Genomic DNA, 24,176 nt, shown 5'->3' with positions numbered 1-24,176 from the left:
GGACGGCGCGCGGATTGCTCGGGGAGGAGCAAGGCGTCGGCTTCGACATGAAAGGACTTGCCCGTGGACGTAGCGGGCGGCCGGCGGCCTCGGCGGCCTCAACCCGGGTCGGCGCGGGGCGGCCTCAACCCGGGTCGGCGGCGCCGCTGGGCGGCCTCAACCCGGATCGGTGGGCGGCCTCAACCCGGGTCGGCGCTGGACGGCCTCAACCCGGGTCGGCGCCGGACGGACGGGTCAGCGCCGGACGGCCTCAACCCGGGTCGGCGCCGGACGGCCTCAACCCGGGTCGGCTCCGGACGGCCTCAACCCGGGTCGGCTCCGGACTCATCCATTCCTTGCCAACGGCCCACGTTCATGCAATGAACGCGTTCAGTGAACGCGTTCACCCAACGACCCGGCCGCCGCGAAGCCCAGAAAGACGCCACGCGCGCCCGGATCCTCGAGACCGCGCGCGACCACTTCGAGCGCCATGGCTTCGAGGCGGCGAACGTCCGCGCCATCGCCGCGGACGCGGGTGTTGCCGCGGGCACGGTCCTCCTCCACTTCGCCGACAAGCGCGACCTGCTCCACGCCGCCCTCTTCGACGACCTCGCCGCCACCGCGGCCGAGGCCGTCCGCGACGAGGAGCCCGGCACCCTCGAGCAGCGGCTCCACCGCCTCGGGGCCGCGTTCTTCGCGTACTACGCCCGCCGCCCGGCCCTGTCGAAGACCCTGCTCCGCGAGGCGCTGTTCGCCGACCCGCCGTGGCAAGCGCGCTTCACCGAGCAGATCGCCGCCGTTCACGGCCGCGTCGTCGCGCTCTTCAACGCCGCCCGCGCGCAGGGCGAGGTCGCCGACGACGCCGACCCCGCGCTCTTCGGCGTCGCGTTCTTCTCCTTCTACTACTTCGCGCTGATCGCGTGGGTCCAGGGCGCGCACCCGTCGCCCGTCGCCCTCCTCGATAGGCTCGTCGCTCAGCACCTCTGCGGCCTCCGCCCCGCAGCCAACGTCAGGAGGGCTCGATGACGTCATCCATCATCTTTCGCAGTCCAGAGGCGCGCGCGCGCATCGCCACCTGGTTCGAACGCTTCCGCGAAAAGGCCCCGGTCCCGACCCGCGCGCGCGAGGTCCCGACCCGCTTCGGCGCGACGCACGTCCTCGTCGCCGGCCCCGAGCACGCCCCGCCGCTCGTCTGCGTGCACGGCGCGATGGCCAGCTCCGCGCACCTCTTGCCCGAGCTCGGCCCGCTCCTCACGCGCTTCCGCGTCTACGCCGTCGACGTGATCGGCCAGTCCGTCAAGAGCGCCGACGTCCGCGTGCCGGTCGACGGCCCCGCCTACGCCGAGTGGCTCACCGACGTCTTCGACGCGCTCGGGCTCGCGCGCGCCCACCTCCTCGGCGTGAGCTGGGGAGGCTTCGTCGCCCTGCGCATGGCCGCGGCCGCGCCCGCTCGCATCGATCGGCTCGTCCTGATCGTGCCCGGCGGCGTCGTGTCCGGCCCGGCGTGGCAGGGCCTCACGCGCGTGGCCATCCCCATGGCCCTCTACCGCGCGTTCCCCTCCGAGGCGCGGCTCGCGCGCCTCGTCTCCGGGCTGTTCACCACGCACGACGCCATGTGGGGCCCCTACTTCGGCGACGCGGTGCGGAGCTACCGGCTCGACATGCGGATCCCGCCGCTCGCCGCGCCGGAGGCCCTCGCCGGCTTCGCGCGGCCCGCGCTCGTGTTCGGCGCCGACGACGACGTGAGCTTCCCCGGCGCGAAGCTGCTCGCGCGCGCGAAGGTGCTCCTGCCGCGCGCCGAGACCGAGCTGCTCGAGGGGTGCCGCCACTCGCCGCCCACCGACGACGCCTTCCGCGCGCGGCTAGGCGGCCGCATCGCCCGCTTCCTCGAGCCCGACGCCGCGGCGCCCCTCGCGTCGCCTGGGCTCGCCTCTCCGGCCGCGTGACCTTCCGCCGCGCGCCTGCCGGCGCCCCGGCGCGCATACCGCGCGCCCCTGCCGCCGCGCGCCCCGCGGCGCTCCTCTGCGTCGCCTCAGTGCCCCGACACGTCGTCGACCTGCGCGAAGGCCTCGACGAGGCGCGCGCGGGCCCGCGCCGACAGCGGCGGCGCCTCGATCGACCGCACGTTCTCCAGCAGGTGCTCCACGCTGCTCGTCCCCGACAGGATCACGTGCGCGCCGGGCTCGTCCCTGCAGAAGCGGTACGCCGCGTCCGGGAGCGACGCGACGTCCTCCCCCGCGAACAGGCGATCCACCCCTTCGTCGACGAGCGCTCGCGACACCTTGCCCCGCGCCGAGAGCTCGGCGAGCAGCTCCCTCAGCCGCTCGGGCCGGCTCAGCGCGCGCCGGACCGCGAACATGATCAGCGTCCCGATGTCCTTCGCCCGCGTCAGCGGGAAGACCCGCTCACGCGCCGACTGGTTCAGGAGGTTGAACCCGACCATCACCACGTCCCAGAGGTCGTCGCGGAGCGCCTGCGCCAGCATCGCGTGCGTCGGATCGGCGGCGAACGCCTCCGTGATGCCCAGGAAGCGGATCTTGCCCTGCTCGCGCAGGCGCAGCAGCACCGGGACGATCCGCTCCCGCAGGTCGGCGTACCGGTCCGGGAGCACGCCGTGAAGGTGGTAGACGTCGACGTGATCCGTGCCGAGCCGCTCGAGGCTCGCGTGCAGCGACGACACCACGTCTTCCGGCCGGAGGGGCGCGTCGAGGCGCGTCGTCTTCTTCGTGGAGAGCACCACGCGATCGCGCGGCACCTCGCGGAGCGCCTTGCCGATGAGCTCCTCGGTCCCGTACGCCTCCGCCGTGTCGATGAAGCTCACGCCGCGCTCGATGGCCGTACGGACGAGCCGGAGCGACTCCGCCTCGGCGACGCGACCCGACCCGAGCCGGCTGTCGCCGCCCGCGCCCAGGCCGAGCACGCTGACCTCCAGGCCGGTTCGCCCCAGGATGATGCGATTCACGTGGTCCTCTTTCTCTCTGTTCGATGAACGGTGATCCCCCCGGCGCGAGGCGCCCGCCGGCCGGGGGCTCACTCCTTCGGGGCGACCTTCCACGACGTGAAGCGCCGCTCGACGCGCATGAGCAGGTGATTGAACGTCAGCCCGAGCGTCGTGATCGTCAGGATGCCGACATACATGCTCGGGATCTGGAAGTTGTATTGCGCGTAGATGATCAGGTATCCGAGCCCCGCCTTGGCCCCGATCATCTCCGCCGCGACGAGCACGAGCAGCGAGTAGGCGCCCGCCAGGCGGATGCCCACGAAGATCGTCGGGATCGCCGCCGGCAGGATGACCTTGCGGAACAGCTGGAGCGGAGACAGCCCCATCGTCCGCGCCGACTTGACGAGCAGCGGATCGACCCCGCGCACCCCGCTGATCGTGTTGAGCAAGATCGGCCAGGTGCACGAGTAGATGACGAGCGCGATCTTCGAGGCCTCGCCGATCCCGAGCAGCAGGAGGAACACGGGCAGCAGCGCGAGCGCCGCGGTGTTGCGCAGCACCTCGAGCAGCGGGTTGATCGCGTCCGCCACGGCCTTGTACCACCCGATCGCGAGCCCGAGCGGCACGCCCACCAGGATCGCCAGCGAGAAGCCCGTGAGGGAGCGCGACAGGCTCGCCTTGATGTGGCTCAGGAGCTGCCCGTTCTGGAGGAGCTGCCAGCCGGTCGCGAGCACCTCGGACAGCGGCGGCAAGAACGCCCCCTCCACGAGCCCGACCCGCGGCGCCGTCTCCCACAGCGCGGCGACGAGGAGCAGGATCCCGGAGCGCGCGACGGCGCGGCCGAGCCACCTCCCCGCCTCGGCCACGAGCTGCGCCTGCTGCGGCTCCTCGGGCAGCGCGATCGATTGCGGGACGCTAGCCATTGACCGCCACCACGCCCGCCACGGCGCGCCCCTCTGCCGCGCGCTTCTGCTTCCTGAGCCGCTCCTGCTCCTCGGCCTTGAGCACCTCCTCGCGCAGGAGCGCCCAGATCTCGTGCCGCAGCCTGCCGAACTCCGGCGTCGACCGCGCGTCCTCGTAGCCCCGGATCTCCTCGGGGATCTCGATGATCCGCTTCACGCGGCCGGGCCGGGACGTCATGATCGCGACCCGCTGCCCCAGGTACACCGCCTCGTCGATGCTGTGCGTGATGAAGAGGATCGTCTTGCGCGACCGCTCCCAGATCCGGAGCAGCTCGTCCTGCAGCGACTCGCGCGTCTGCGCGTCCAGCGCCGCGAACGGCTCATCCATCATCAGCACCTCCGGGTCGTACGCGAGGCTCCTGGCGATGGCCACGCGCTGCTTCATGCCGCCCGACAGCTCGTGCGGATACCGGTCCTCGAAGCCGGAGAGGCTGACGAGCTCCAGGTAGCGCTGCGCGATCTCCTTGCGCTGGCTCTCCGGGACGCCCTTGGCCTCGAGGCCGAACTCGACGTTCCCGCGCGCCGTCCGCCACGGGAAGAGCGCGTATTGCTGGAACACGATGCCACGATCGAGGGCCGGGCCGGTGATCGGCTTGCCGTCGAGCAGGAGCTTCCCGCTGGACGGCTTCGATAGCCCGCCGAGGAGATCGATGAGCGTCGATTTGCCGCACCCGCTCGGCCCGACGAGGACCAGGAGCTCGCCCGCCCTCACGTCGAGGCAGAGGTCCTCGATGGCCGTGAACCGCGCGCCCTCCTTCGAGCCGGCGGGCCCCTTGACGGCGAACGTCTTGCTCACGTTCTGAAACTGAATCTTGCTCATGGCTCCTCCTGCGGCCGCGCGGGGAGGGACGAGGACGTGATCCTAAAGTCAAGCCCAACCAGCATGGAACGACCGCAACTCCCGCGACGTGGCGCGCCGTCACCCTGGGATCTGCTCCTCCAGGCGTGCCGCGGGGCGCCCTCATCGACCGTGCCGGAGACGCTGAGCACGCGACGTACCAACCGCCCGCCGCCTCACGAGACGCAAATCCGCTATAGCAGAGAGCCGCCTGCTGCTGGCGCAGCAGACGCTGCGCCGGGGGTGTTGCTGTAGCAGCAGTGGAATCGCCCGGAGCAGATCGGCCGGCGCGAAGGAGTAGCCCAAGGACGGAAGCGATCTCGACGACCGGCGAGCGTTCGGGGTACTTTTCCCGTGTACATGACCGTCTCCACTGCGTCTCCGGAAGAAGTCGAGGACGAACGTCTTGCACGCGGGCGCGCGCGCCTTCTTCAGCGCGCGCCGCTTGCGATCGTCCAGTACGGCGCGGATCTCACGATCCAGGACTGGAACGGGGCGGCCGAGCGCCTGTTCGGCCCTGCGCGGCGGGAGGCGCTCGGCCGGCGCGTCGACGAGCTGCTGCCGGCGTCCGGCGACCCCGAGGCGTGGCGCCGGCTGCTGGCGGAGGACGGCGCGGCGCCGCGGGTCTTTCGGCACGTCACCAGGGATGGCGTCGCGGCGCACGTCGAGTGGCGCCATGAGCGCCTCCTCGACGAGCGCGGGGAGGTCATCGGCGTCGGGGTGTTCGGTCACGACGTGACCGAGCGGGTCGAGCAGATCCGCCGCTACGAGCAGAAGGAGCTGGTCCTGCGCACCGTCGCGCAGACGCTGCCGATCATCATCTGGGCGATCGATAGCGAGGGGATTTTCACGTTCCACGAGGGCAGCGGGGTCGCGAACGCGGGGCTTCAGGAGGGCGAGCACGTCGGCAAGAACGTGTTCGAGCTCTACGCCGGCAGCGACGGCATCGACATGCTCCGGCGGGCGCTCGCGGGCGAGGGGAGCCACTCGCTCAACTCGACGCACGGGGTGTTCTGGGAGAACTGGGAGATCCCGGTCCGCGACGAGCGCGGAGAGGTGTACGCGGTCGTCGGCCTCACCCTCGATGTCAGCCAGGCGAAGAACACGGAGCAGGAGCTCCGGACCAAGCTGGAGCTCATCGAGCGGCAACAGCAGGTCATCCGCGATCTGTCGACGCCGATCATCCAGGTGTGGGACGGCATCCTGACGCTGCCGATGATCGGGGTGCTCGACAGCCAGCGGACCGCGGAGGTGATGGACACGCTCCTCGAGGCGATCTCGCGGATGGGCGCGCGGTACGCGATCCTCGATCTCACCGGCGTCGACATGGTGGACACGAAGACGGCGAGCTACCTCCTCGATCTGGTCGGCGCGATCCGGCTCCTCGGCGCCGAGGGCATCGTCACGGGCATCCGTTCGAACGTCGCCCAGACCATCGTGAGCCTCGGCCTCGATCTGAAGAACATCACCACCCTCGGGAACCTCCGCGCCGCGCTCCAGCACTGCATCCGCCAGATGAGCAAGGAGCGCGCGGCCGGCGCGACGCAGCCCGCGCCCGAGCGCCGATGACGGCGCTCCCTATCTCGGACGTCGGATGCAGCGAAGCGAGCTGGAAGGCCGCCGGGAGCGAACAGGATAAAGAGGCCGCGCCGACCACGAGAGGCGTGGCCCCTGCCTAGCGCGCCGTCTTCTCCTTCTTCGCCGCGCCTTCGCCCAGCGCCTTGGCCAGCGTCTCCACGAAGACACGGACCGCCGCCCGCGCGGGCGCCGCGTACACCGCGAAGATGGCGCGCTTCGACGCGCCGTACTCCGGCAGCACGCGCCGCAGCGCGCCGCTCTCGAGGTGCTCCTCTACGACGTAATCAGGCAGGTTGGCCAGCCCGATCCCCGCGACCGCGGCGTCGCGCAGCGTCAGCGTGTCGCTGGAGCGGAGCGTGCCGCTCACCTGGATGACGCGCTCCCCCTCGGGACCCACGAGCGTCCACCGCGGCACTGGCTCCATGTTGTGCGTGATGCAGTCGTGATCGGCCAGGTCCTCCAGGCGCCGCGGCGTCCCGTGGCGCCGCAGGTAGCGCGGGCTCGCGCAGAGCACGCGCCGATCGTCGGCGAGCCGCCGCGCGACCAGCGACGCCGGCGAGATCTCCGCAGCCTGGCGCACCGCCACGTCGATGCGCTCGGCCACCAGATCGACGATGCGATCGGTGATGTCGAGATCGATCCGGAGCTCCGGGTACTTCGCGCGGCAGGCCAGCACGGCGGGCGCGACGCGGATCGTGCCCAAGATCGTGGGCGCCGAGATGCGCAGGGTCCCGCGCGGCGTCCCGTCGAGATCCGCGACCGCGCGCTGCGCCTCCTCGACGTCCGCGAGGATCCGGCCGGCGCGCTCGGCGTAGAGGTCCCCCGCCTCGGTGAGGCTCACGCGGCGCGTGGTGCGCCGGAGGAGCTGCACCCGCAGGCGCTCCTCCAGCCGCGCGACCTGCTTGCTGACCGACGACGACGTGAGCCCGAGCGCCTTCGCCGCCGCCGAGAAGCTCTGCAGCCGCGCGACCTCCAGGAACGCCCTCATCTCGCCCAGATCACCGACCGCCGGCTCCATCCCATTCGTTCCTTCCGCGACGCAATCCTCGTCGGAAGACCAGGATTATCACGAGCATGCGCCGGATCTAGCTTTCCTGGAGCGCGAGGCCGCTGCCTCGCCGCGAAGGAGGATCCCATGCTTACGCAGGCTCGCGGACACACCGGAGTCGCGCTGTTGCTCTTCATCCTGACCTCCGCCTTGACCGCAGATCAGCTGGCCTCGCCGCCCCCGGCGCAGGGCGGGCCGACCACGCTGCGGGCGCTGTACGGCCTCGAACCGGTCGACCGGCTCCACCGGGCGCGCACGGCGCTCGTGCTCGTCGACCTCCAGGAAGAGTTCTTCTCGGGCGGCCTCACGCTGCCGGACGCCCGGGCGGCGCTCGAGAAGGCGACACGCCTGCTCGCCTGGGCCCGGGAGAACGGGATCACGGTCGCGCACGTGCGGAACGTCGGCCCGAAGGGCGCGCGGCTCTTCGCCGAAGGCAGCCCGCGCGCCGACTTCGTCCCCGCGGCGCGGCCGCGCGCCGGGGAGATCGTGATCACGAAATCGATGGCCGGGGGCTTCACGAAGACCGAGCTCGACGCCGAGCTCCGCCGCCGCGGCGTCGACACCATCGTGGTGAGCGGCCTCATGACCCACCTCGCCGTCGACTCGACGGCGCGGGACGGGCTCGTGCTCGGCTACCGCGTCGTGCTCCCGAGCGACGCGTCGGCGAGCCGCGATCTACCCGCCGTCCGGGGCGCGCAGGGCGCTCGCCTCATCGACCATCGCACCCTGCACGAGGTCTCGCTCGCGGCGCTGGCCGATCGCTTCGCCGACGTGCTGCCGACCGACGCCGTCCTCGCGCTGCCGCTCCACGACGCCGCGAGGTGAGCGCGCCGGCCCGCCCCCTCGGCGCCGGCTCACGCCACGCGATCGATCGCCCCCTGAACGCCCTTCTGCTTGGAGCAGTGCGCGCAGCAGTAGAACGCGCCGCCGGCCTCGATGCCGTGCCCCACGATCCGACAGGCGCAGTGGGCGCACGCGGGCGCGAGCTTGTGAATCGCGCACTCGAAGCAGTCGAAGGTGTAGGTCGTGCCGCCCACCATGATCTGGAAGGCCTTGTCGTAGCTGTTACCGCAGCAATCACACGTGTTCATGGGACCTCTCGACGGTTAGGGGTGACGTTGCGCCGCGATTCGAGCTCAGCCGGCCGTCGCGATCACGCCGGGCTCCTTCGGCGGCTGCCCCGGCGCCGGCGGGTCCTCGATCTCCGGAGAGGGCTCTCCGGGCGCAGGAGGCGGGGGCGGGGGATCCCGCCGCGCCGGCTCGCCCGGATCGGGGTCGCGCCGCGGCGGCTTGTCCGGCGTGGGATCCTGCACCGGCGGGCCCTGCTCGGGATCGCCGACCGGCGCGGGGCTGGGTGTTCCTCGGGACGGGGGGGCGTTCACCGACATGCAGGGTCCTTTCCTGGCGCGCGCTTCGTGGATCGCTGAGCTCGCATCGACGCGGCGCGGACAAGGCTGCATGAACCGCGCCACGCGCGCATCCGAGCGGAGCGCCTCGACGGGGCGACGCGCAGCGCTCACCGCGCCTCGTCGTGGAGGGAAAGGCGAGCATTCCTGTCACACTGAGGCGCCGTTGCGCGGGTGAGGCCGGGGTGGCGAGCGGCCGCGAGCGGTCCCGAGGGGCCGCGCGGCGGGCGGCGGCCTCACGCCGGCGACCGGGAGCGCTTCACTTCGGGAGGAAATCGAGGATCTGCCCGAGCGCCTTGGTGAGGCTCGCGGCCTCCAGCACGTCGGGCAGCACCAGCACGCCGAGCACGCTGAGGCCGATGCCCATCAGCGAGCCCCCGGCGATCACGCCCGCGCAGATCGCCTCGGTGTTCTCGGCGGCGAGCGCGTACCAGGGCCGCTTGACCGGCGGGGCGGGCGCCTCCGTGAGCCCGCCGGGCCCCGTCTCGCTCAGCCGCGACTCGCGCTCGCGCGCCCTGTGCCAGGCCGCGGCGCGCCGCTCGATCAGCCAGAAGAGGAACGAGCCGAGGAACATCGACCAGATGTCGGTGAAATTGAGGATGAACGCGAGCCCGAGGGCGACCGCGGAGAGGGGGAATCGGTTCTTCGTGAGCTGCTTCGTGATCTCGACGAGGATCCCGACGATCGCCCCGACCACCACCGCGGACTTGGCGGTCGGGTGGAGGAAGTCGAGCCCCTTCATCAGCACCTCGGCGACGGCCTTCCACGTGAGCGCGCTCGGGACCGGCAGCTGCTCCGTCCCGTAACGGCCGATGTCCCCCTGGATGAGCACGAGATACCAGATGGGGACCGAGAGCACGAGCCCCGCGACCGTCCCGAGCACGTGCCCCATCGCCTGGTGGCGCGGCTTGCCGCCGAGCATGTAGCCCGGCTTGATATCCATCAACAGGTTCGCGGTGTTGCTCGCGACCTCGGCCGTGATCCCGGCCGTCATCAGGTTCGTCGTGATGTTCTTCGGCGCGAGGGCGCCATAGGTGAGCTGCGTCAGCTTGCCGAGCGCCCCGGTCGGGGTGATCGCCGTGATGCCCGTCGAGTTCACGGCGATGAGCGAGAAGACGAACACGAGCGGGACCGCGATGATCCCGAGCCACCAGGAGATGCCGAACCAGAGCTGCCCGAGCACGACGACGACCAGGCCGACGACGGGCACGCCGATGATCGACAGCTTCACCGGCAGCTCGATGTCCGCGAGCACGTCCCTCGCCCCGCCCTTCTTGGAGAGGCCCCGGAACGCGTCGATGATCACCTTGGGCTTGGAGAAGAAGGCGTAAAGGGAGGACGTGGTCATGCACGCGACGCCGCCCCAGAGCGCCCAGAGCGTGATCTGCCCGAACCCATAATGCCCGTTCTTCGGCAGGATGATCCCGTGCTGGATCAAGAGGGGGGCCAGGATCCAGTAGTTGAGGATGCCGCCGAGGAGGAGCGACGCGCCGGTCCGGATCCCCATCAGGCCGCCCGTGGCGACGAAGATGATGCTCGTATCGAAGCGGATCGTGAGCTCGTTCAGGGGGACGCCCCGGATGGCCGGCGAGAGGCCCCATCGCTTGAGCAGGTCGGCGAACCAGCCGTGATAGAAGACCTCGTCGTAATGATGGGGGATGCTCTTGAGCGCGAAGAGCGCGCGCATCACCTTGTCGTCGCGGAGGAGCTCGAGCATGGCGCTCGCGAGGCCGCCGCCGAGGAGGAGCTTCGCCTTGAAGAGGCCCTCCTTCTCGTCGCTCTCGTGCAGCGCGTCCATGACCACGCCGGCGGCCATGCCCTCGGGGAAGGGGAGCTGCTCGTCGTTGATGAAGCGCTTCTTCATCGGGAACGCGAAGAGCACGCCGAGGATGGCGAGGACGAACATCCAGATCATCGCCCGGCCCATGGGGATGATCGTGGTCGTGACCATCGAATAGGCCGCGAGGCTCGTGAAGAGCGGCGCGTTCATGTAGCCGGCCGACGTCGCGATGGACTGCATCGCGTTGTTCTCGAGCACGGTCATGTCGCTCGCGAGGCCCAGCCTGGAGAGGACCTTGAAGAGCCCGAAGGCCAGGATCACGCTCGTGATGCCGACGCCGAGAGACCAGCCGGTGCGCGCGCCGATGTACAGGTTCGTGAGCGAGAGGAAGGCGCCGAGCAGCATGCCCGTGATCCCGGAACGCCACGTGAGCTGGGGCATGTCGCCGCGGTAGACGTTCTTCAGCCACCATGTGTCCTTCTCTTCGAGCGACATGGTGTGGACCTGCTCGGGCGTGAGCTGCTTGATGGCCATCCGGCGACCTCCGCGCACCTTGTACCATGGTGAGCGACGCGCCGTGCATGCCTTCGGCGAGCGCCGGGCGCGCCCGCGCGCCTGGCGTCGAGTCAGGGAAACCCCGAGAGCCGCGAAATAACTGGCCTCGTGTCGCGCGGCCCGCCGCTCTAGTCGCTGTCTCGGCCGCTGCCGGCGAATCCGTCTTCCCGGCGGGCGAAGAGCACGTTGAACGTGGTGAGCGTCCCGTAACAGCCGGTGATGTACGCCTGGAGCTGCACCTTCTCGGCGTCGCTCAGCCCCTCGTGCGCGTTGATCTTCTGCTCCAGCACGCGGAGCTTGTCGCGGAGCATGACGATCTTGTGGAAGAACACGTCGAGCGGGATGTGCTTCTCGGCCGTGCCCTCCTTGCCGGGCCGGAGGACGATCTCCCCGCCTTCCCAGCGGCCGCCCATCTCCGCGCGGCCGACGCCGAGCTCCTCGGAAAGCACCTCGCGCAGCACACGACGGAACTCGTCGATATCCATGTCGATGTCGATCTCCCTTGGCAGTGGCGGACGGAAGGGCTGCGGCGCGGCGCCGGCCCGGCGCTCCGGCGGCGGCGCCCCGGTCGGCCGGGACCTGCCGCCCGAGCCGCGCGGCTGGCCCGCGGCCCGCGGGGGTGGGGGCGGCGGCGGCGCGCCCTTGGCGCGGTAGCGGGCGCACGTCGCGGTCGCCTTGATCGGCGGCGGGTACACCTCGAGGGCGCACTCGCCGACGCGACCGCGCGCTGGATCCTCATGCACCCGGGTGTATGCCGCGCAGCTTCCGCACCGGCCCGCGTAATCGTTCACCGCGGCGCCACTCTACCAGCTTTGCCGGAAACCAGGGGGCGCATTGTCGGCGCGCGGCCGCATCGAGGCCGAAAGGGGCGGCGCGGCGACCCGGCCGGAGCGCGCGGGCCGTCCGGGCCGGCCGCCGCGCTCCCGCCGCGGGGCCACCTCGCGCGCCGCCCGCCGGCCCGCCGCGCCGTGCAGCCTCGTCGCCGCTCGGCCATGCCAGGCGAGCTCATCCACGCTCGCCGGCGAGCTGCTCCCGCCGGCGGGCCAGCCACGCGCGCGCCTCCGCCTCGTCCTCGACGAAGTGGACCGCGACGTCGGCCCCGGTCGCGAGCGCATAGCCGCGGATCACCAGCTCGGTCAGGACCCTGCCCGTGAAGGGCGTGCGGTAATAGACCAGCCCTCGGATGGGGGGCACCCTGCCCGATTCCCTCATGACCGTTTTCCGGGACTCGGCGGGCACCCGGCCGAGCTGGGACACGTCGCCAGTGATCAGCATGTAGCGCTGCCTGGCGAAATGGAGTGCCATGAAGTCGAAGAACCGCGCTGCCTCGTCCGGCGAGACGTCGCCCCGCATCGTCAACTCCAGGGTGTCCGCATGCTCGCCGATGCGGGCGGTATGCTCCCCTATCCTCAGCACGCGCTCGACCATGTGGACTCCCCCTGATGTGATGTTCCGGCACCCCGGGAAAGCTGCGCCGCCGCGTCGCGGGTGAGCGCGAAGCCAGCCAAGGATACGGTTCTACGCGCGGCACCGGCGGCGCGTCAACGTGGGGGGACGCCCGTCGCAGGGAGGGCGAGACCGCCGCCATCGGGCTGCTACCATGGTCGCCCGTGCGTCCCCCGGCCTCGCTCCCCGCCCTCGTCGCGCTCGTCTCCCTCGCCGCCTGCGCCGCCGATCCGTCCCCGCCCGCGTCGGCGCCCCCGCCGGCCGCGGCGGCGGCCGGCAGCCCCGCCGCGGCACCTCCGTCCGGCGCCACGGCGGCGCCCGAGGCGGCGCGGCCGCCGCTCGAGTTCATCCGCGACGACGTGCCGCGGGCGCGCGAGAAGGCCCGGGCCGAGGGCAAGGCGCTGTTCGTCGATGCGTGGGCGCCGTGGTGCCACACCTGCCTGAGCATGAAGCATCACGTGCTGACCGATCCGTCGCTGCGCCCGTTCGCGGATCGGGTGGTGTTCGCCGACATCGACACGGATCGACCGGAGAACGCGCCGTTCCTGGAGCGGCACGAGGTGACGGTGTGGCCGACGTTCTTCGTCCTCGAGCCGGCGGACGGCCAGGTGATCGGGCTCTGGCGGGGCGCCGCCTCGGTGCAGGAGCTGCGCGAGCTGCTCCGCGAGGCGCTGCACACCATGGATTCGAAGGCGGCCTCGGCGCTGCCTCCGGACGACCCGAACCGCCTGCTGGTCGAGGCGAAGCGGGCCCACAGCGCCGGCGACCACGGCGCGGCGGCGGTCGCGTATCAGCGCGCCCTGGCCCGGGGCGGCGAGGCGTGGCCGCGGCGCAGCGAGGCGCTGCTCGGCCTCGTCTCGGCGCTCCGCCGGAAGGACCCCGCGGGGTGCGCGGAGGCCGGCATGAGGCACGTCGCCGAGGTGAAGGGCGCGGCGCTGCCCGCCGATTTCGCGAGCGTCCTGCTCTCCTGCGCGGACGCGCTCACCGACGGCAAGGCCCAGCGCGCCGCGCGCGAGGCGGCGGTCGACCGGCTCCGGTCGATCGTCGCGAGCCCGCCCGCGGACTCGAGCGCGGACGACCGGGCCGACGCGTGGGGCCTGCTCGCCGAGGGGCTCCAGGCGCTCGGCGATGCGGCCGGGGCCCGCGCGGCGAACGAGTCGAAGCTCGCCGTGCTCGAGCGGGCCGCGAAGGAGGCGAAGGCGCCCGAGGCGGCCGCCGCGTACGACTACGGGCGGGCGATGGCGTACCTGGCGCTGTCGCGCGGCGACGAGGCGGTCGCGATGTTGAAGGAGCGCGAGGCGCAGATGCCGGGGTCGTACGAGCCGCCCGCGCGGCTCGCGCAGGTGCTCCACGCGATGGGCCGCGAGGCGGAGGCGCTCGCCGCGGTCGAGCGCGCCATCGGCCGCGCCTACGGCCCGCGGCGGCTGCGTTACCTGAAGCTCCGCGCGGAGATCCATCAGAAGCTCGGGCAGGGCGCGGAGCAGATCGCGACGCTGCGCGAGGAGGTGGCCGGCTACGAGGCGCTCCCGAAGGGCCACGCGAGCCAGGCGGCGCTGGACGACGCGCGTCGGCGGCTCGCCGAGGCAGAGAAGGCGCAGCGCGGGGCGAAGAAGCGCTGACGGAGGCCGCGGGGCAGGTCGCCGCGATAGGGCTTCATCCTCGGGATCTGCGGGGCTCCGCGGCGCCGTCGTCCCGTTACGGGCAGTCACCGCCGATGCTCAGCCCGGTCGCGAAGAGGTGGTGGGCCTCGGGCTCTCCCCGCGCCGTCGCGGTGACGTCCACGCGGATGTTGCACAGGACGTAGTCGCTCGGACCGGCCTCCCACGAGAGGGTCCCGGTGGCGCTGGTCACGCTCGCTTTGCGGCCTCTCGAGCTCCCCGCCGGGCCCTCGCAGTCGGCCGCCCGGTCGGTGATCAACACATAGGCGGCGCTCCAGCCCTCCGGGGCCTCGATGTCGAGGCCCGTCTGGACGAGGGGCGGCGTGATCGCGCTGAGCTGCACGCACCGGTCGAGCTCCCGATCGGCCTTGAGCACGAGCAGGTGATCGGGCCCCGGGTTGTACTGCACGCGGTACTCGGCGGCGGGCGGCGTGTCGCCCTGGCCGTCACCGCCGCCCGTGTCGCCGTGCTCGGAGATGGGCGGCGTCTCGCCCTGGCCGTCACCGCCGCCCGTATCGCCGCGCCCGGGCGCGGGCACGACGACGTTTCCGCAGGCGGCGAGGACGAGCCCGAAGGAGAGCGCGAGGGAAAGGGAAGCAGCGCGGTGCATGAGCCGAGGCTGTCATACCCGGTTGCCGGCGAGGAGCGTCCAGCAGCAATCTGCGCGCGATCGAGCGCTCGGAACGCGCCGGGGAGGAGCGTCGGACGCCACGGGAGCATGGACCCGTGTCGGCGTCTTCCGGCGCTCCGTCGCCTCCCCGTCTACAGGCACCCGTTGTTCACGGCCACGCCTTTGGCGCGGAGGAGCGCGGTCGCGGGCTCCGTCGGGAAGGTGGCGGTGATGTCCACGTCGAGGGTGCACGGCATGGATGTCCCCCCCGAGAGATCCATCGACAGGCTCCCGATGGCGCCCGTCGCGCGCACGGCCTCTCCAGCGGGCTTCGACTCCCCCGGCGCGCAGCCGGCCGCCCCGCTGGTCCTCTCGATGCGCGTCACGGCCCAGGTGTCCGGGGTGGCGACGTCGAAGCCCTCCGACGCGCTCTCGGCCGGCGCGTCGGCGTAGAGCGTCACGCACTGGTCGGTCTCCGGCTCGGCCTTGTAGACGACGAGGTGATCGAGCCCGCCGGCCCAGTAGGTCGCGGCGAAGTCGCCGCCGACGGGCTTGAGGCAGGAGGTGGTCTCCGAGACGTCCACCCCGGCCTGCTGCGCGGAGCACGCATTGCAGTAGAACTGACCGTCGCAGCCGCAGACGCCCGGGCAATCCGCGGGACATACCTCGGGGCGGGCGGAGCAACGGCCCTCGGTGTCGAAGGTCCCGCACGAGTCGTCGGGGAAGTCGCAGAACTCCTCTGCGCTGCAGAGCCCGCCGCTGCGCGCGCCGCAGGCGACCGGCGCGCCGCCGCTGCCCGAGGTCGCGCTCGTGGCGGCGCCGTCGCCGCCAGCGCCGCCGGCGCCGCCCGCTCCGCCAGCGCCGCCGCTGCCGGGCGGATCGTTGACGACGCCGCCGCAGGCAGCGAGAAGGAAGCCGGAGAGGACCGAGAAGCGGAGCGTACGGTTCATGGGCGGAGTATGCCACGACCGGTCCTCGGCCAGGAGCGGCCTGGGCCAGCGGCCGCCCTGCTGAGCAGCGGGACGAGGCCAGGCTTGTGGGGCGCTTGAAGGAGAGAGCCTCGAGACGCCGGAAGGCGGCAAGGTCGAGAAACATCGACGGCGAGCTCTGTCGTCCGATGGCTCGATCTGCTCGGCGGGGTGGTCATCGTTCGCCGCGCGGATGGCCTAGCTCTGAAAAATTCCGTTCAATGTTAAATTTTGAGCATCCGAAGAAAATGGTTCGCGTCGTCACATCGCTGGTCTATAAGGCGGCGGGGGGCGACGGAGACGATGAGGGCAACACGCCGGCGGGGCTCTCAGCGGCAATGTTCGTTCTCGTGCTCGTCGGTGCTCCGACACAGGCTCCGACACAGATGGAGACGTCCGAGCCGAGCGCCGGTGTGAGCCTCGGATGGATTCGGGCCGAGGCCGCGCTACGCATGGCGGCGGGGCCGCATGGGGGGAATATGGTACACGAGATGTGCTGTTGAGAGGCGCCGCCGTCCGCGTGTGAACGGTGCCTGCCCAATGCGCCGCAGACGGGCCGCGCTCGGGAGCAATGGTGGCGCAGAGGCGCCGTCGTGCAGCTCCAGGCCTGCGGCCGTCAGCGTGCCAGCTGGGATTTTCGAATACCCACCGTCTATCATCTCCGGCAACCGGGAGCATGGGGTAACAACCGAGGCGTCCCGCAGGCCGACACGAGCATAGGAACCCGATCGGCACGGGAGAGAAGAAGCGCTCGCCCAGGACGTATCGCCCGAGCAGCAAAGGACCTCGGGCGCAACGCTTCCCACGGACGGGCAGAGCGCTGATAACCGTGCGCGGCGGCTGGCGAATCGGGAGTAGCGCCGTCCGAGCCATGCATCCTGCGCCCGTCGTCGAGCGCAGCGCGTACCTGCAAGGGGCTGCCTCAGCAGCCTCTCCAGGCCGCAGGATGGCCGACGGTTCGCGCACTGATACGCACCTTCATCCGCCAAAGCGGCGCGCCTCATATCCGTTATAACGGACGATAAGGAAGGTCTTGACAAGACACGGACCCGGCAACGAGACTGCGCACCACTCGCTCTGATGCCGCCCGTTAATGTGCGAACGCCAAAGGCGCTCCTCGCCAGCGCCATTCAAACTGCCAGAGGTCAAGGTAGCACCTTGTCCGACGGCGCGCTGACCATCGAATGGACGGCCATTGACGATGTCATCGCGTCCATAGAGGCCTTCCTCGGGGAGCGCGGCATTGCGCCGGACGACATGCTGGCGCTGGAGAGCGCCAACTCGGTGCCGGGCGCGCTCACGCTGCTCGCCCTGCTCTCGCGAGGCGCGAGCTTCGCGTTCTTGCCAGCGCCGGTGTCCACGGCTCCTGCCCAGCCTCTGCCCCGGTTTCTCCGCCACAGGATCCGCGTGCGAAGCCCGCTCGCGGAGGGCAAAGGAGATCCGGTCTCTCTCCTGCGGCCAGAGACGTTCCTCGAAGTCCGCGCGATTGAGGACCACCGCCCGCTTCCTCAAGGCTCGCCGCTCCGCCGCGGCCGGCTGCTCCTGCGCACCTCGGGCAGCCTCGATTCCCCCAAGCTGGTCGTGCATACCCATGAGGGGCTGCTGGGCAACGCCCTCAACGCGGTCGAGCGCCTGTGCCTCGACGGCGCGGATCGCGTCCTCATCCCGGTGCCTCTGGCCCACATGTACGGCCTCGGGGCCGGCTTCCTGCCAGCGCTGTCGGTGGGCGCCAGCATCGCGCTGCTCGAAGGTGCGAACCTCTTGCGGTACATGGAGCGCGAGCGGAGCTTCCGGCCCACGGTCGCTTTCCTGTCCCCGAACCTCTGCGCCATGCTGCTCCGGCCGCGCAGCGCGCCCAGCCATTACCGCCATGTGGTGGTGGCCGGCGACAAGCTCAGCCCTGAAGCGTTCCAGAAGGCCGAGGCGCTCTACCGGCGCGTGGTCAACCTCTACGGCTCCACCGAGATGGGCGTCATCTGCGCGGCGGATGCCCGCGAGACGGAGGGCCCCCGCGCGGTGACGGTGGGCCGCCCTCTCCCCGGCGTCGCGCTGCGCCTCGAGCCACAGCCGGGCTCGTCGGAGGGCGACGGCTCCCCGGGCGATATCCGCTGCGCTCACCCTCACGGCTTCGAGGGCTATGTGGACGGCGACGGCTGTCCCCTGGCGGGCGACGCCGCGGCGCAGGCGGGTTGGTACGCGACGCGGGACCTGGGCCGCCTCCATCCTGGCGGCCACCTGGAGGTGCTCGGCCGAGGCGATCACGCGGTCAAGCGCGATGGCCGGCTCGTGATGCTGGCCGAGGTGGAGCGCGCCCTGGAGCGGCTCTCGGGCGTCGAGCGGGCCGCCGTCGTCGTCGCTGGCGAGACGAAGCGCGGCCGCGGCATCGTCGCCTTTTGCACGCCGCGCGCCGGGGCCGACATCGCGCCGGGCAGCGTGCGCCGCGCCTGTCAAGAATCCCTGCCGGCCTACGCCGTTCCCGACGAGATCCGCCTGCTCCCGGCGCTCCCGCTCTTGCCCAGCGGCAAGCTGGACCGCAGGGCCCTGCAGCGCTCCGTCTCCGCTTCCCACTCACCCCACGAGGCAAGCCCCGACCATGGACACCGCCCGAGCTGACGCTTCCTCCATCCAGACGCCCGCGCCGTCGACCGCCCCGAACACCGTGCAGAACATCATCGCAGAGCTCAAGAAGATGATCGCCCACGAGCTCGACGTGCGCATCGAGGAAAATGACATCGATCCCGCGGTGCCGCTGCTGGAAGGGGGGCTGATGCTCGACTCGATGGTGCTGTTCGAGTTCATCACCCGCATCGAGGAGCGCTTCGGCATCGCCTTCGCCACCCAGAACCTCAGCAGCGAGGTCTTCGCCGACCTCACGGTCCTCTCCCAGCATATCCACGCCATGATGCAGGACCGTGAACGCCACAACGGAGCGAGCCAGTGACCACCCTCCAGATCTCCAGCAGTGAGCCGACCCGCAAAGGGTTCCTGACGAACTACCCGCCCTTCCGGTACTGGCGGCCCGAGGCGGTCGAGCGGTTCGTCGAGCCCCGCCCGCTGAACCTCTACATCCATGTGCCGTACTGTATCCAGCGCTGTGCGTACTGCTTCTACAAGGTCACCACCTTGGGCGACAACCGCAAGGCGGAGATCGATCGGTACGTGTCGGCCCTGTGCCGGGAGATCGAGCACGCGGCGCGACACTTCCACCTCGGAGATCAGCCGGTCAAGACCATCTACTTCGGCGGCGGGACCCCGACCGTCCTCTCCAAGGACAACCTGAGCCGCATCTGGGAGGTGATCCATCAGCACTTCCAGCTGGACGAGCCTGAGATCACCGTGGAGGCCGAGCCCGTCACGCTGATCCAGAGCAAGGCGGACCACCTGAAGGCTCTGGGGGTCAACCGCATCAGCATGGGCATCCAGTCCTTCAGCGACGAGGTCGTCAGGAGGACCGGGCGGGTGGACACGGAGGAGCAGGCGCTCAAGGCGATAGAGCTCGCCAAGAGCACCGGCGCCGTGGTCAACGTGGATCTCATGAGCGGGCTCGCCGGCGACACCGACGAGCTGTGGGCGTACAGCGTGGAGCGCGCGATCGAGAGCGACGTGCACTCGCTGACCGTCTACAAGACGGAGGTGTACGCCAACGCCGGGTATTACAACGACATCAAGCACAAGAGCCTGACGTTGCCGTCGGATGATGACGAGCTGCGCTTCACCGCCCATGCGATCGAGCGCTTCGAGAAGGCTGGCTATCTCCCTGTGAATTTCTTCACCTTCACCAAGGGCGGCGGCTACATGCAGCAGCACGCCACGAGCTCGTGGCAGGGCCGGGAGACCTACGGGTTCGGCGTCTCGGCCTTCGGCCTCTTGCGCGGCCACGCCCTGCAGAACACCAGCGAGCTGTCGCGCTACGTCGCGCTCGTCGAGGAGGGCAAGCTGCCGCTCGCCCGTGGCTGCCGGCTGACGGCGCGCGATCTGATGACCCGCGACCTGGCGCTCGGGATGAAGCTCATCCGCTTCGATCGCAAGGAGTTCCAGCGCCGCTACGGCTTCGACGTGCTCTCCCTGTGTAGACCCACCGTCGAGGCGCTCGCCGCCGACGGCCTGGTCGAGGTGACGCAGGACGCCCTGTCGCTGACCCGGAAAGGCATTCTCTGGGGCGACTACGTGGGCCACCGCCTCGCCGCCGCGCTGGAGACGGCGGGGACCAGCGCGGCTCCGGGGGCGTCATGTACTGCCTGATCAGCGTCGTCATCCGGCAGTGGACGGCCGTGTACGAGGAGGCGCAGGCGTCCAAGCGGCGCCTCGTCGACGTGGCCACCTCCATCGAGCTCGAGCGCTCGCCTGTCTTCAATGCGGCCTCCGGCTTTCTCCTGCTCGTCGACTGGGACGCGGGGCGCGTCCTCGGCGGACTCGAGCTCCCGAAGCCCACTGGCTTCCTCCTGGAAGGCGGGAAGCTCCACGTCGCGCTCTGGGATCAAGACGAGATCGCGACCCTCGCCGGGCCTGAGATCGTCGGTCGACTGCGACACCGCTGGTTCAACCACCTGCACACCCTCGAGAGGACCTCCCGCGGCCTCCTGGTCACGAGCTCCGGGACGGACCTGCTGGCGGAGATCGACGAACGCGGAGAGCTCGTGTGGGAGTTCTTCCTGTTCGAGCATGGCTATGGCGGCAAGCGCTTCCGGCTGGGGCAGAGCTTCGATCGATCGCACGACTACAACCGGCGCTACCTGCCCGCGGCGCTGACGACCCACCCGAACTCGGCCATCCTCGTCGATGAGCACACCGTGCTGGCCACGCTCTTCACGACGGGTGAGCTCGTGCGCATCGACCGCCGGAGCGGTCGGGTGGACGTCGTCCTCGGCGGCCTGCGGCGACCCCACGCGATCCGGCGCCGGGCCGCGGGCGGCTACATGCTCTCCGACACGGAGGGCGGCGCCGTGGTGCTGCTCGACCGGGACCTGCAGCGCGAAGGGCAGATCCAGGTGTCGTCGCCCTGGATCCAGGACGCGGTCCTCGCGGGCGAGCGCCTGCTCGTGGCGGGCAACCGCCGGATCGTCATGAACCCCCTGGCGCCCGGCCCGAAGGAGGCGGGCGGCGACAACTACGTGATCGAGCTCCGCGGCGGAGAGTCGCGCAAGAAGCTCAACTTCGGACCGGACTGCCGCGTCTACATGGTCGAGCCGATCGTCGCGGCCGACGCGGAGGCGCTCGCCCATTCCTGGAGAGGCAGCGCCATGGACACAGGCTGGCTGCGCTGGGAAGTCACATGAAGTTGACACGCGCGCTCGAACGGGTGCCTCGGCGCTTCGATCCAGCGCAGCTCGCCGCAGAGCTCGACCGATTCAGCGAGAGGGACTGGATGCCCTGTCCGAGCGGTGCCCTGGGCAGCTCGGCCATCCCGCTCGTGACGGCGGGAGGCTCGGCGAATCACGAGTTCGCCCTCGCCGGCCCCGCGCGGCCGACCGCGGCGCTGGGGCGTTGCCCTCACCTCGAGGAGGTCATGGGCGCCTTGGGGGTGCCTGTGGCCCGGAGCCGCCTCGTGCGGCTCTCCGGCGCGACCGAGCCGCCAGAGGCCGAGGAGTGGAATTACCACTGGTTCCGGCGGGCCGCTGTTTGCATCCCGCTGGTCACGAGCGCGGCGGTCACGGTCTCCTGCGGAGGCGAGACGGCCCACATGGCCGCGGGAGAGGTCTGGGTCATCGACAACGCGAGGCCCCACAGGCTGCACAACCCCTCCGCGGAGAGCTGTGTCCACCTGATCGTGGAGACGAGAGAGCTCGCCGGCCTCTTCCGCGAGCAGGGCGGCTCGCTCCTCCTGGAGCCTTACCGCTTCGAGGTGCTGAGCGACGAGGAGTTCGCCGCGCTGGCCGAGGAGATCCTCGCCGATCCGGGCCGGCGACCGATGACGGACGCAGAGCGGCTCGCCTTCGTCGACGCCATCGAACGGATCCGGAGGCGATGGGGGGCGGCGTTTCGCCGCTTCGGACACACGAGCGCGGGCGAGCTCGCCTATCAGGACATCATCCTGGACTTCCGGGAGCGGGTCATGCCGAAGCTCGCGCCGAAGGGCGCGGGGATGAAGGCCGCTGCCGTCGTCGACACGATGCTGTGGATGTCGCCGCCCGTGCCGAGGCGGCTCCACCGGCCCCTGACGACCAGGACGAGCACGGACGCCGAGCCGCTCGGGTGTCCGGAGTTCGAGCGCCCCCTCTTCGTCGTCTCCGCGCCGCGGTCCGGCAGCACGCTCCTCTTCGATCTGCTGTCGCGTTTTCCCGACGTCTGGACCATCGGCGGGGAGAGCCATGAGATCATCCGGTCGATCCCGGAGCTCCACCCCGCGGCCAGGGGCTACACCTCGGACAGGCTGACCGAGACCGACGCCTCGCCGGCGGTCGCCGGCGCCCTGCGGGAAGGCTTCGCGCGGCAGCTCGTGGATCGCAGGGGAGAGCGCTACCTCGATCGGCCGGCCCACGAGCGCCCCTGCAGGCTGCGCTTTCTGGAGAAGACCCCCGCGAACGCCCTGCGCATCCCTTTCCTCCGCGCGGTCTTCCCGGACGCTCTCTTCGTCCACCTCGTCCGGGATCCGAGGGAGAACATCAGCAGCTTGGTCGAGGGCTGGCGTTCGCGCCGCTTCCTCTCGTACCGGGGAATGCCCGGCTGGCCCTACCGGGACTGGAGCTTCCTCTTGCCTCCCGGGTGGTCGTCCCTCGAGGGCCGCTCGCTCGTGGAGATCGCGGCCTATCAGTGGAAGACGGCCAACGCCGTCATCGAGGAGGACCTCGCGGCGCTGCCCGCCTCCTCGTGGCGCAGGGTGAGCTACGATGAGCTGATCCAGCGCCCGGCGGAGGTGCTCCTCTCGATCGGGAAGCTCGCCGGGCTCCGGTGGGACGAGGAGGTCGAGAAGACGACGTCCGGCGTCCTGCCGCTGTCGCGCGTGACGCTGTCGGCGCCTTCTCCCGACAAGTGGCGGCGACATGAGCAGGAGCTCGCGGCGCTCCTGCCTTCCCTCGAACCGACGACAGCAAAGGCGGCGACGCATGCAGAAGATCTCCCTCAATGAGAATCAGAAGCGGTACCTCGCGCGCTTCATCGACGAGTACACGCAAAGGACGCGCTCCTCGCTGAAGAGGAGAGAAGAGACCTGGCCTGCCCTCGCCGACGCGCGCTCCTCGCAGGGCTTCTTCCTGCGCCAGCCCCCCGGCGTCAGGGAGATCTGGCTGGCGACCAGGAAGCTCCGCTACCCGATCGTCGCCGAGCGCTGCGAAGGCGCCTACACCTGGGACATCGACGGCAATCGGTACATCGACTTCTGCCTGGGCTTCGGCGTACACCTCTTCGGCCATCGCCCGGCGTTCCTGGACGAGGCGCTGCGGCGCCAGCTCGACCGGGGGATGCCGATCGGGTTCCAGTCGGATCGAGCGAACGACGTCGCCGCCACGATCGCGGCGATGACGGGCGCCGAGCGGGTCGCGCTTTGCAACACCGGCGCCGAGGCGATCATGGGCGCGATCCGCCTCGCGCGCGCCGCGACGAGGCGCGACATGGTCGCGGTGTTCTCTCAGTCCTATCACGGCTCATACGACGCGGCGCTGCCCGCGATCGACGCGGCCCACGGCCTCTCGTCGAGCCAGCAGAAGGACACCCTCGTGCTCGAGTACGGCGCGCCTCGCAGCCTGGAGCAGATCGCCGAGCACGCGGACAAGATCGCTTGTGTGCTGGTGGAGCCGGTGCAGGCGAGGAGCCCCGCGACGCAGCCGGCAGAGTTCCTCAGGCAGCTGCGCAGCCTCACCCGCGACAAGGACATCGCGCTCATCTTCGACGACATCTTGCTCGGGTTCCGCATCCATCAGGGTGGATCCCAGGCACACTTCGATATCCGCGCCGATCTCGCGACGTACGGGAAGATCCTCGGCGGCGGCATGCCCATCGGCGCGGTGGCGGGCGCGGCGCGCTTCATGGATCAGGTCGACGGCGGCAGGTGGAGCTGCGACGACGACAGCTGGCCCGCCGTCGACAAGGTCTGGTTCGCCGGGACGTTCACCAAGAACCCGATGACCATGGCGGCGGCGCACGCCGTGGTGAGGCGCCTGGATGCGGAGGGCAACGGCCTGCAGGAGGGGCTCAACCAGAGGACCGCCAGGCTCGTCGAGCGCCTGAGCGGCTGGCTGACCGAGCAGGCCATGCCCGTGCGCGTCGAGCGCTGCGGGTCGATGTTCCGCTTCATGCTCTCTCCTCCGATGTGGATACTGATCCCTCACCTGAGGATGCGCGGCGCGTACGCGTTCGACGGGATGACGTTCTTCGTCTCGACGGCGCACAGCGACGCTGATCTCGAGCGCCTCGAGGACGCGGTGAAAGACAGCCTGCTCACCATGAGAGCGGGCGGCTTCGTCCCGTGACG

22 protein-coding genes are annotated in these 24,176 nt (G+C 70.9%); 11 read left to right on the top strand and 11 right to left on the bottom strand.

Features of this window, described 5'->3' with window-relative positions:
* The first annotated feature begins 372 nt into the window (after positions 1-372).
* Together NQZ70_RS29975 and NQZ70_RS29970 are read left to right on the top strand one after the other, a co-directional pair.
* On the top strand, positions 373-1,005 hold the full coding sequence (locus NQZ70_RS29975) for a TetR/AcrR family transcriptional regulator (protein WP_129577282.1): 633 nt from the start codon (positions 373-375) through the stop codon (positions 1,003-1,005).
* On the top strand, positions 1,002-1,925 hold the full coding sequence (locus NQZ70_RS29970) for an alpha/beta fold hydrolase (protein WP_129577281.1): 924 nt from the start codon (positions 1,002-1,004) through the stop codon (positions 1,923-1,925). The genes NQZ70_RS29975 and NQZ70_RS29970 overlap by 4 nt, the downstream gene beginning before the upstream one ends.
* An 86-nt stretch (positions 1,926-2,011) precedes the next feature.
* Here the strand turns inward: NQZ70_RS29970 and NQZ70_RS29965 are convergent, their stop codons facing one another.
* The 3 genes from NQZ70_RS29965 to NQZ70_RS29955 form a co-directional block, all read right to left on the bottom strand.
* Positions 2,012-2,941, bottom strand: a complete 930-nt coding sequence (locus tag NQZ70_RS29965) for an aldo/keto reductase (RefSeq protein WP_129577280.1) — start codon at positions 2,939-2,941, stop codon at positions 2,012-2,014.
* A 68-nt stretch (positions 2,942-3,009) separates the two neighbouring features.
* Positions 3,010-3,843, bottom strand: a complete 834-nt coding sequence (locus NQZ70_RS29960) for an ABC transporter permease (protein ID WP_129577279.1) — start codon at positions 3,841-3,843, stop codon at positions 3,010-3,012.
* Complete coding sequence (locus tag NQZ70_RS29955; RefSeq protein WP_129577278.1) at positions 3,836-4,702, bottom strand: ABC transporter ATP-binding protein; 867 nt, start codon at positions 4,700-4,702, stop codon at positions 3,836-3,838. Before NQZ70_RS29955 ends, NQZ70_RS29960 begins: the two co-directional genes overlap by 8 nt.
* 378 nt (positions 4,703-5,080) lie before the next feature.
* On the opposite strand from NQZ70_RS29955, the gene NQZ70_RS29950 reads away from it, so the two are divergent.
* Positions 5,081-6,289 (top strand): PAS domain-containing protein, encoded by a 1,209-nt coding sequence (locus tag NQZ70_RS29950; protein WP_129577277.1) that lies wholly within the window; start codon positions 5,081-5,083, stop codon positions 6,287-6,289.
* A 106-nt stretch (positions 6,290-6,395) separates the two neighbouring features.
* On the opposite strand, the gene NQZ70_RS29945 is transcribed toward NQZ70_RS29950, so the two are convergent.
* Positions 6,396-7,316: a LysR family transcriptional regulator gene (locus NQZ70_RS29945; RefSeq protein ID WP_129577276.1), complete on the bottom strand. Its 921-nt coding sequence runs from the start codon at positions 7,314-7,316 to the stop codon at positions 6,396-6,398.
* Between the two features lie 117 nt (positions 7,317-7,433).
* On the opposite strand from NQZ70_RS29945, the gene NQZ70_RS29940 reads away from it, so the two are divergent.
* Entirely contained in the window at positions 7,434-8,171 is a 738-nt protein-coding gene (locus tag NQZ70_RS29940; RefSeq protein WP_129577275.1) for a cysteine hydrolase family protein, read from the top strand.
* 29 nt (positions 8,172-8,200) lie between these two features.
* On the opposite strand, the gene NQZ70_RS29935 is transcribed toward NQZ70_RS29940, so the two are convergent.
* The 5 genes from NQZ70_RS29935 to NQZ70_RS29915 all read right to left on the bottom strand — a co-directional run bounded on the left by NQZ70_RS29935 (position 8,201) and on the right by NQZ70_RS29915 (position 12,515).
* Positions 8,201-8,437 (bottom strand): hypothetical protein, encoded by a 237-nt coding sequence (locus NQZ70_RS29935; protein WP_129577274.1) that lies wholly within the window; start codon positions 8,435-8,437, stop codon positions 8,201-8,203.
* 45 nt (positions 8,438-8,482) lie between these two features.
* The gene (locus tag NQZ70_RS29930; protein ID WP_129577273.1) at positions 8,483-8,734 is read right to left on the bottom strand and encodes a hypothetical protein; all 252 of its coding nucleotides are present in this window, start codon (positions 8,732-8,734) and stop codon (positions 8,483-8,485) included.
* Positions 8,735-9,011: 277 nt separating this feature from the next.
* Complete coding sequence (locus tag NQZ70_RS29925; RefSeq protein ID WP_129577272.1) at positions 9,012-11,066, bottom strand: OPT family oligopeptide transporter; 2,055 nt, start codon at positions 11,064-11,066, stop codon at positions 9,012-9,014.
* A 149-nt stretch (positions 11,067-11,215) separates the two neighbouring features.
* A complete protein-coding gene (locus NQZ70_RS29920) occupies positions 11,216-11,878 on the bottom strand; it encodes a hypothetical protein (protein WP_129577271.1) in 663 nt (220 codons plus the stop codon).
* Between the two features lie 214 nt (positions 11,879-12,092).
* On the bottom strand, positions 12,093-12,515 hold the full coding sequence (locus NQZ70_RS29915) for a hypothetical protein (RefSeq protein ID WP_129577270.1): 423 nt from the start codon (positions 12,513-12,515) through the stop codon (positions 12,093-12,095).
* 182 nt (positions 12,516-12,697) lie between these two features.
* Here NQZ70_RS29915 and NQZ70_RS29910 point away from each other — a divergent pair, with 182 nt between their 5' ends.
* Positions 12,698-14,152: a thioredoxin family protein gene (locus tag NQZ70_RS29910; protein WP_129577269.1), complete on the top strand. Its 1,455-nt coding sequence runs from the start codon at positions 12,698-12,700 to the stop codon at positions 14,150-14,152.
* Between the two features lie 76 nt (positions 14,153-14,228).
* On the opposite strand, the gene NQZ70_RS29905 is transcribed toward NQZ70_RS29910, so the two are convergent.
* Together NQZ70_RS29905 and NQZ70_RS29900 are read right to left on the bottom strand one after the other, a co-directional pair.
* Positions 14,229-14,801: a hypothetical protein gene (locus tag NQZ70_RS29905; protein WP_129577268.1), complete on the bottom strand. Its 573-nt coding sequence runs from the start codon at positions 14,799-14,801 to the stop codon at positions 14,229-14,231.
* Positions 14,802-14,953: 152 nt separating this feature from the next.
* Positions 14,954-15,751 (bottom strand): hypothetical protein, encoded by a 798-nt coding sequence (locus NQZ70_RS29900; RefSeq protein WP_129577267.1) that lies wholly within the window; start codon positions 15,749-15,751, stop codon positions 14,954-14,956.
* Between the two features lie 1,176 nt (positions 15,752-16,927).
* On the opposite strand from NQZ70_RS29900, the gene NQZ70_RS29895 reads away from it, so the two are divergent.
* The 6 genes from NQZ70_RS29895 to NQZ70_RS29870 are packed head-to-tail and all read left to right on the top strand — an operon-like array spanning position 16,928 to position 24,174.
* The gene (locus NQZ70_RS29895) at positions 16,928-18,382 is read left to right on the top strand and encodes a class I adenylate-forming enzyme family protein (protein ID WP_165374242.1); all 1,455 of its coding nucleotides are present in this window, start codon (positions 16,928-16,930) and stop codon (positions 18,380-18,382) included.
* A complete protein-coding gene (locus tag NQZ70_RS29890) occupies positions 18,363-18,710 on the top strand; it encodes an acyl carrier protein (protein ID WP_129577265.1) in 348 nt (115 codons plus the stop codon). Before NQZ70_RS29895 ends, NQZ70_RS29890 begins: the two co-directional genes overlap by 20 nt.
* Positions 18,707-20,011 (top strand): coproporphyrinogen-III oxidase family protein, encoded by a 1,305-nt coding sequence (locus NQZ70_RS29885; protein WP_129577264.1) that lies wholly within the window; start codon positions 18,707-18,709, stop codon positions 20,009-20,011. The genes NQZ70_RS29890 and NQZ70_RS29885 overlap by 4 nt, the downstream gene beginning before the upstream one ends.
* A complete protein-coding gene (locus NQZ70_RS29880; RefSeq protein WP_129577263.1) occupies positions 19,999-21,045 on the top strand; it encodes a hypothetical protein in 1,047 nt (348 codons plus the stop codon). Before NQZ70_RS29885 ends, NQZ70_RS29880 begins: the two co-directional genes overlap by 13 nt.
* Positions 21,042-22,835 (top strand): sulfotransferase, encoded by a 1,794-nt coding sequence (locus tag NQZ70_RS29875; RefSeq protein WP_129577262.1) that lies wholly within the window; start codon positions 21,042-21,044, stop codon positions 22,833-22,835. Before NQZ70_RS29880 ends, NQZ70_RS29875 begins: the two co-directional genes overlap by 4 nt.
* A complete protein-coding gene (locus NQZ70_RS29870) occupies positions 22,813-24,174 on the top strand; it encodes an aspartate aminotransferase family protein (protein WP_165374241.1) in 1,362 nt (453 codons plus the stop codon). Before NQZ70_RS29875 ends, NQZ70_RS29870 begins: the two co-directional genes overlap by 23 nt.
* The last annotated feature ends 2 nt before the right edge of the window (positions 24,175-24,176 follow it).

This window comes from Sorangium sp. So ce836 (assembly GCF_028553905.1).
Classification (GTDB): domain Bacteria; phylum Myxococcota_A; class Polyangia; order Polyangiales; family Polyangiaceae; genus Sorangium; species Sorangium cellulosum_D.
Note: the sequence above shows the minus strand (reverse complement) of the source record. Positions and strands in the feature narration are given on the sequence as shown.

Excerpts from the sequence above, each read along its gene's own strand:
- NQZ70_RS29915 (WP_129577270.1), bottom strand. The coding sequence starts at position 12,515 with ATGGTCGAGCGCGTGCTGAGGATAGGGGAGCATACCGCCCGCATCGGC.
- NQZ70_RS29960 (WP_129577279.1), bottom strand. The coding sequence starts at position 3,843 with ATGGCTAGCGTCCCGCAATCGATCGCGCTGCCCGAGGAGCCGCAGCAG.
- NQZ70_RS29955 (WP_129577278.1), bottom strand. The coding sequence starts at position 4,702 with ATGAGCAAGATTCAGTTTCAGAACGTGAGCAAGACGTTCGCCGTCAAG.
- NQZ70_RS29945 (WP_129577276.1), bottom strand. The coding sequence starts at position 7,316 with ATGGAGCCGGCGGTCGGTGATCTGGGCGAGATGAGGGCGTTCCTGGAG.
- NQZ70_RS29905 (WP_129577268.1), bottom strand. The coding sequence starts at position 14,801 with ATGCACCGCGCTGCTTCCCTTTCCCTCGCGCTCTCCTTCGGGCTCGTC.
- NQZ70_RS29880 (WP_129577263.1), top strand. The coding sequence starts at position 19,999 with ATGTACTGCCTGATCAGCGTCGTCATCCGGCAGTGGACGGCCGTGTAC.
- NQZ70_RS29870 (WP_165374241.1), top strand. The coding sequence starts at position 22,813 with ATGCAGAAGATCTCCCTCAATGAGAATCAGAAGCGGTACCTCGCGCGC.
- NQZ70_RS29970 (WP_129577281.1), top strand. The coding sequence starts at position 1,002 with ATGACGTCATCCATCATCTTTCGCAGTCCAGAGGCGCGCGCGCGCATC.
- NQZ70_RS29925 (WP_129577272.1), bottom strand. The coding sequence starts at position 11,066 with ATGGCCATCAAGCAGCTCACGCCCGAGCAGGTCCACACCATGTCGCTC.
- NQZ70_RS29935 (WP_129577274.1), bottom strand. The coding sequence starts at position 8,437 with ATGAACACGTGTGATTGCTGCGGTAACAGCTACGACAAGGCCTTCCAG.
- NQZ70_RS29900 (WP_129577267.1), bottom strand. The coding sequence starts at position 15,751 with ATGAACCGTACGCTCCGCTTCTCGGTCCTCTCCGGCTTCCTTCTCGCT.
- NQZ70_RS29940 (WP_129577275.1), top strand. The coding sequence starts at position 7,434 with ATGCTTACGCAGGCTCGCGGACACACCGGAGTCGCGCTGTTGCTCTTC.
- NQZ70_RS29890 (WP_129577265.1), top strand. The coding sequence starts at position 18,363 with ATGGACACCGCCCGAGCTGACGCTTCCTCCATCCAGACGCCCGCGCCG.
- NQZ70_RS29950 (WP_129577277.1), top strand. The coding sequence starts at position 5,081 with ATGACCGTCTCCACTGCGTCTCCGGAAGAAGTCGAGGACGAACGTCTT.
- NQZ70_RS29875 (WP_129577262.1), top strand. The coding sequence starts at position 21,042 with ATGAAGTTGACACGCGCGCTCGAACGGGTGCCTCGGCGCTTCGATCCA.
- NQZ70_RS29930 (WP_129577273.1), bottom strand. The coding sequence starts at position 8,734 with ATGTCGGTGAACGCCCCCCCGTCCCGAGGAACACCCAGCCCCGCGCCG.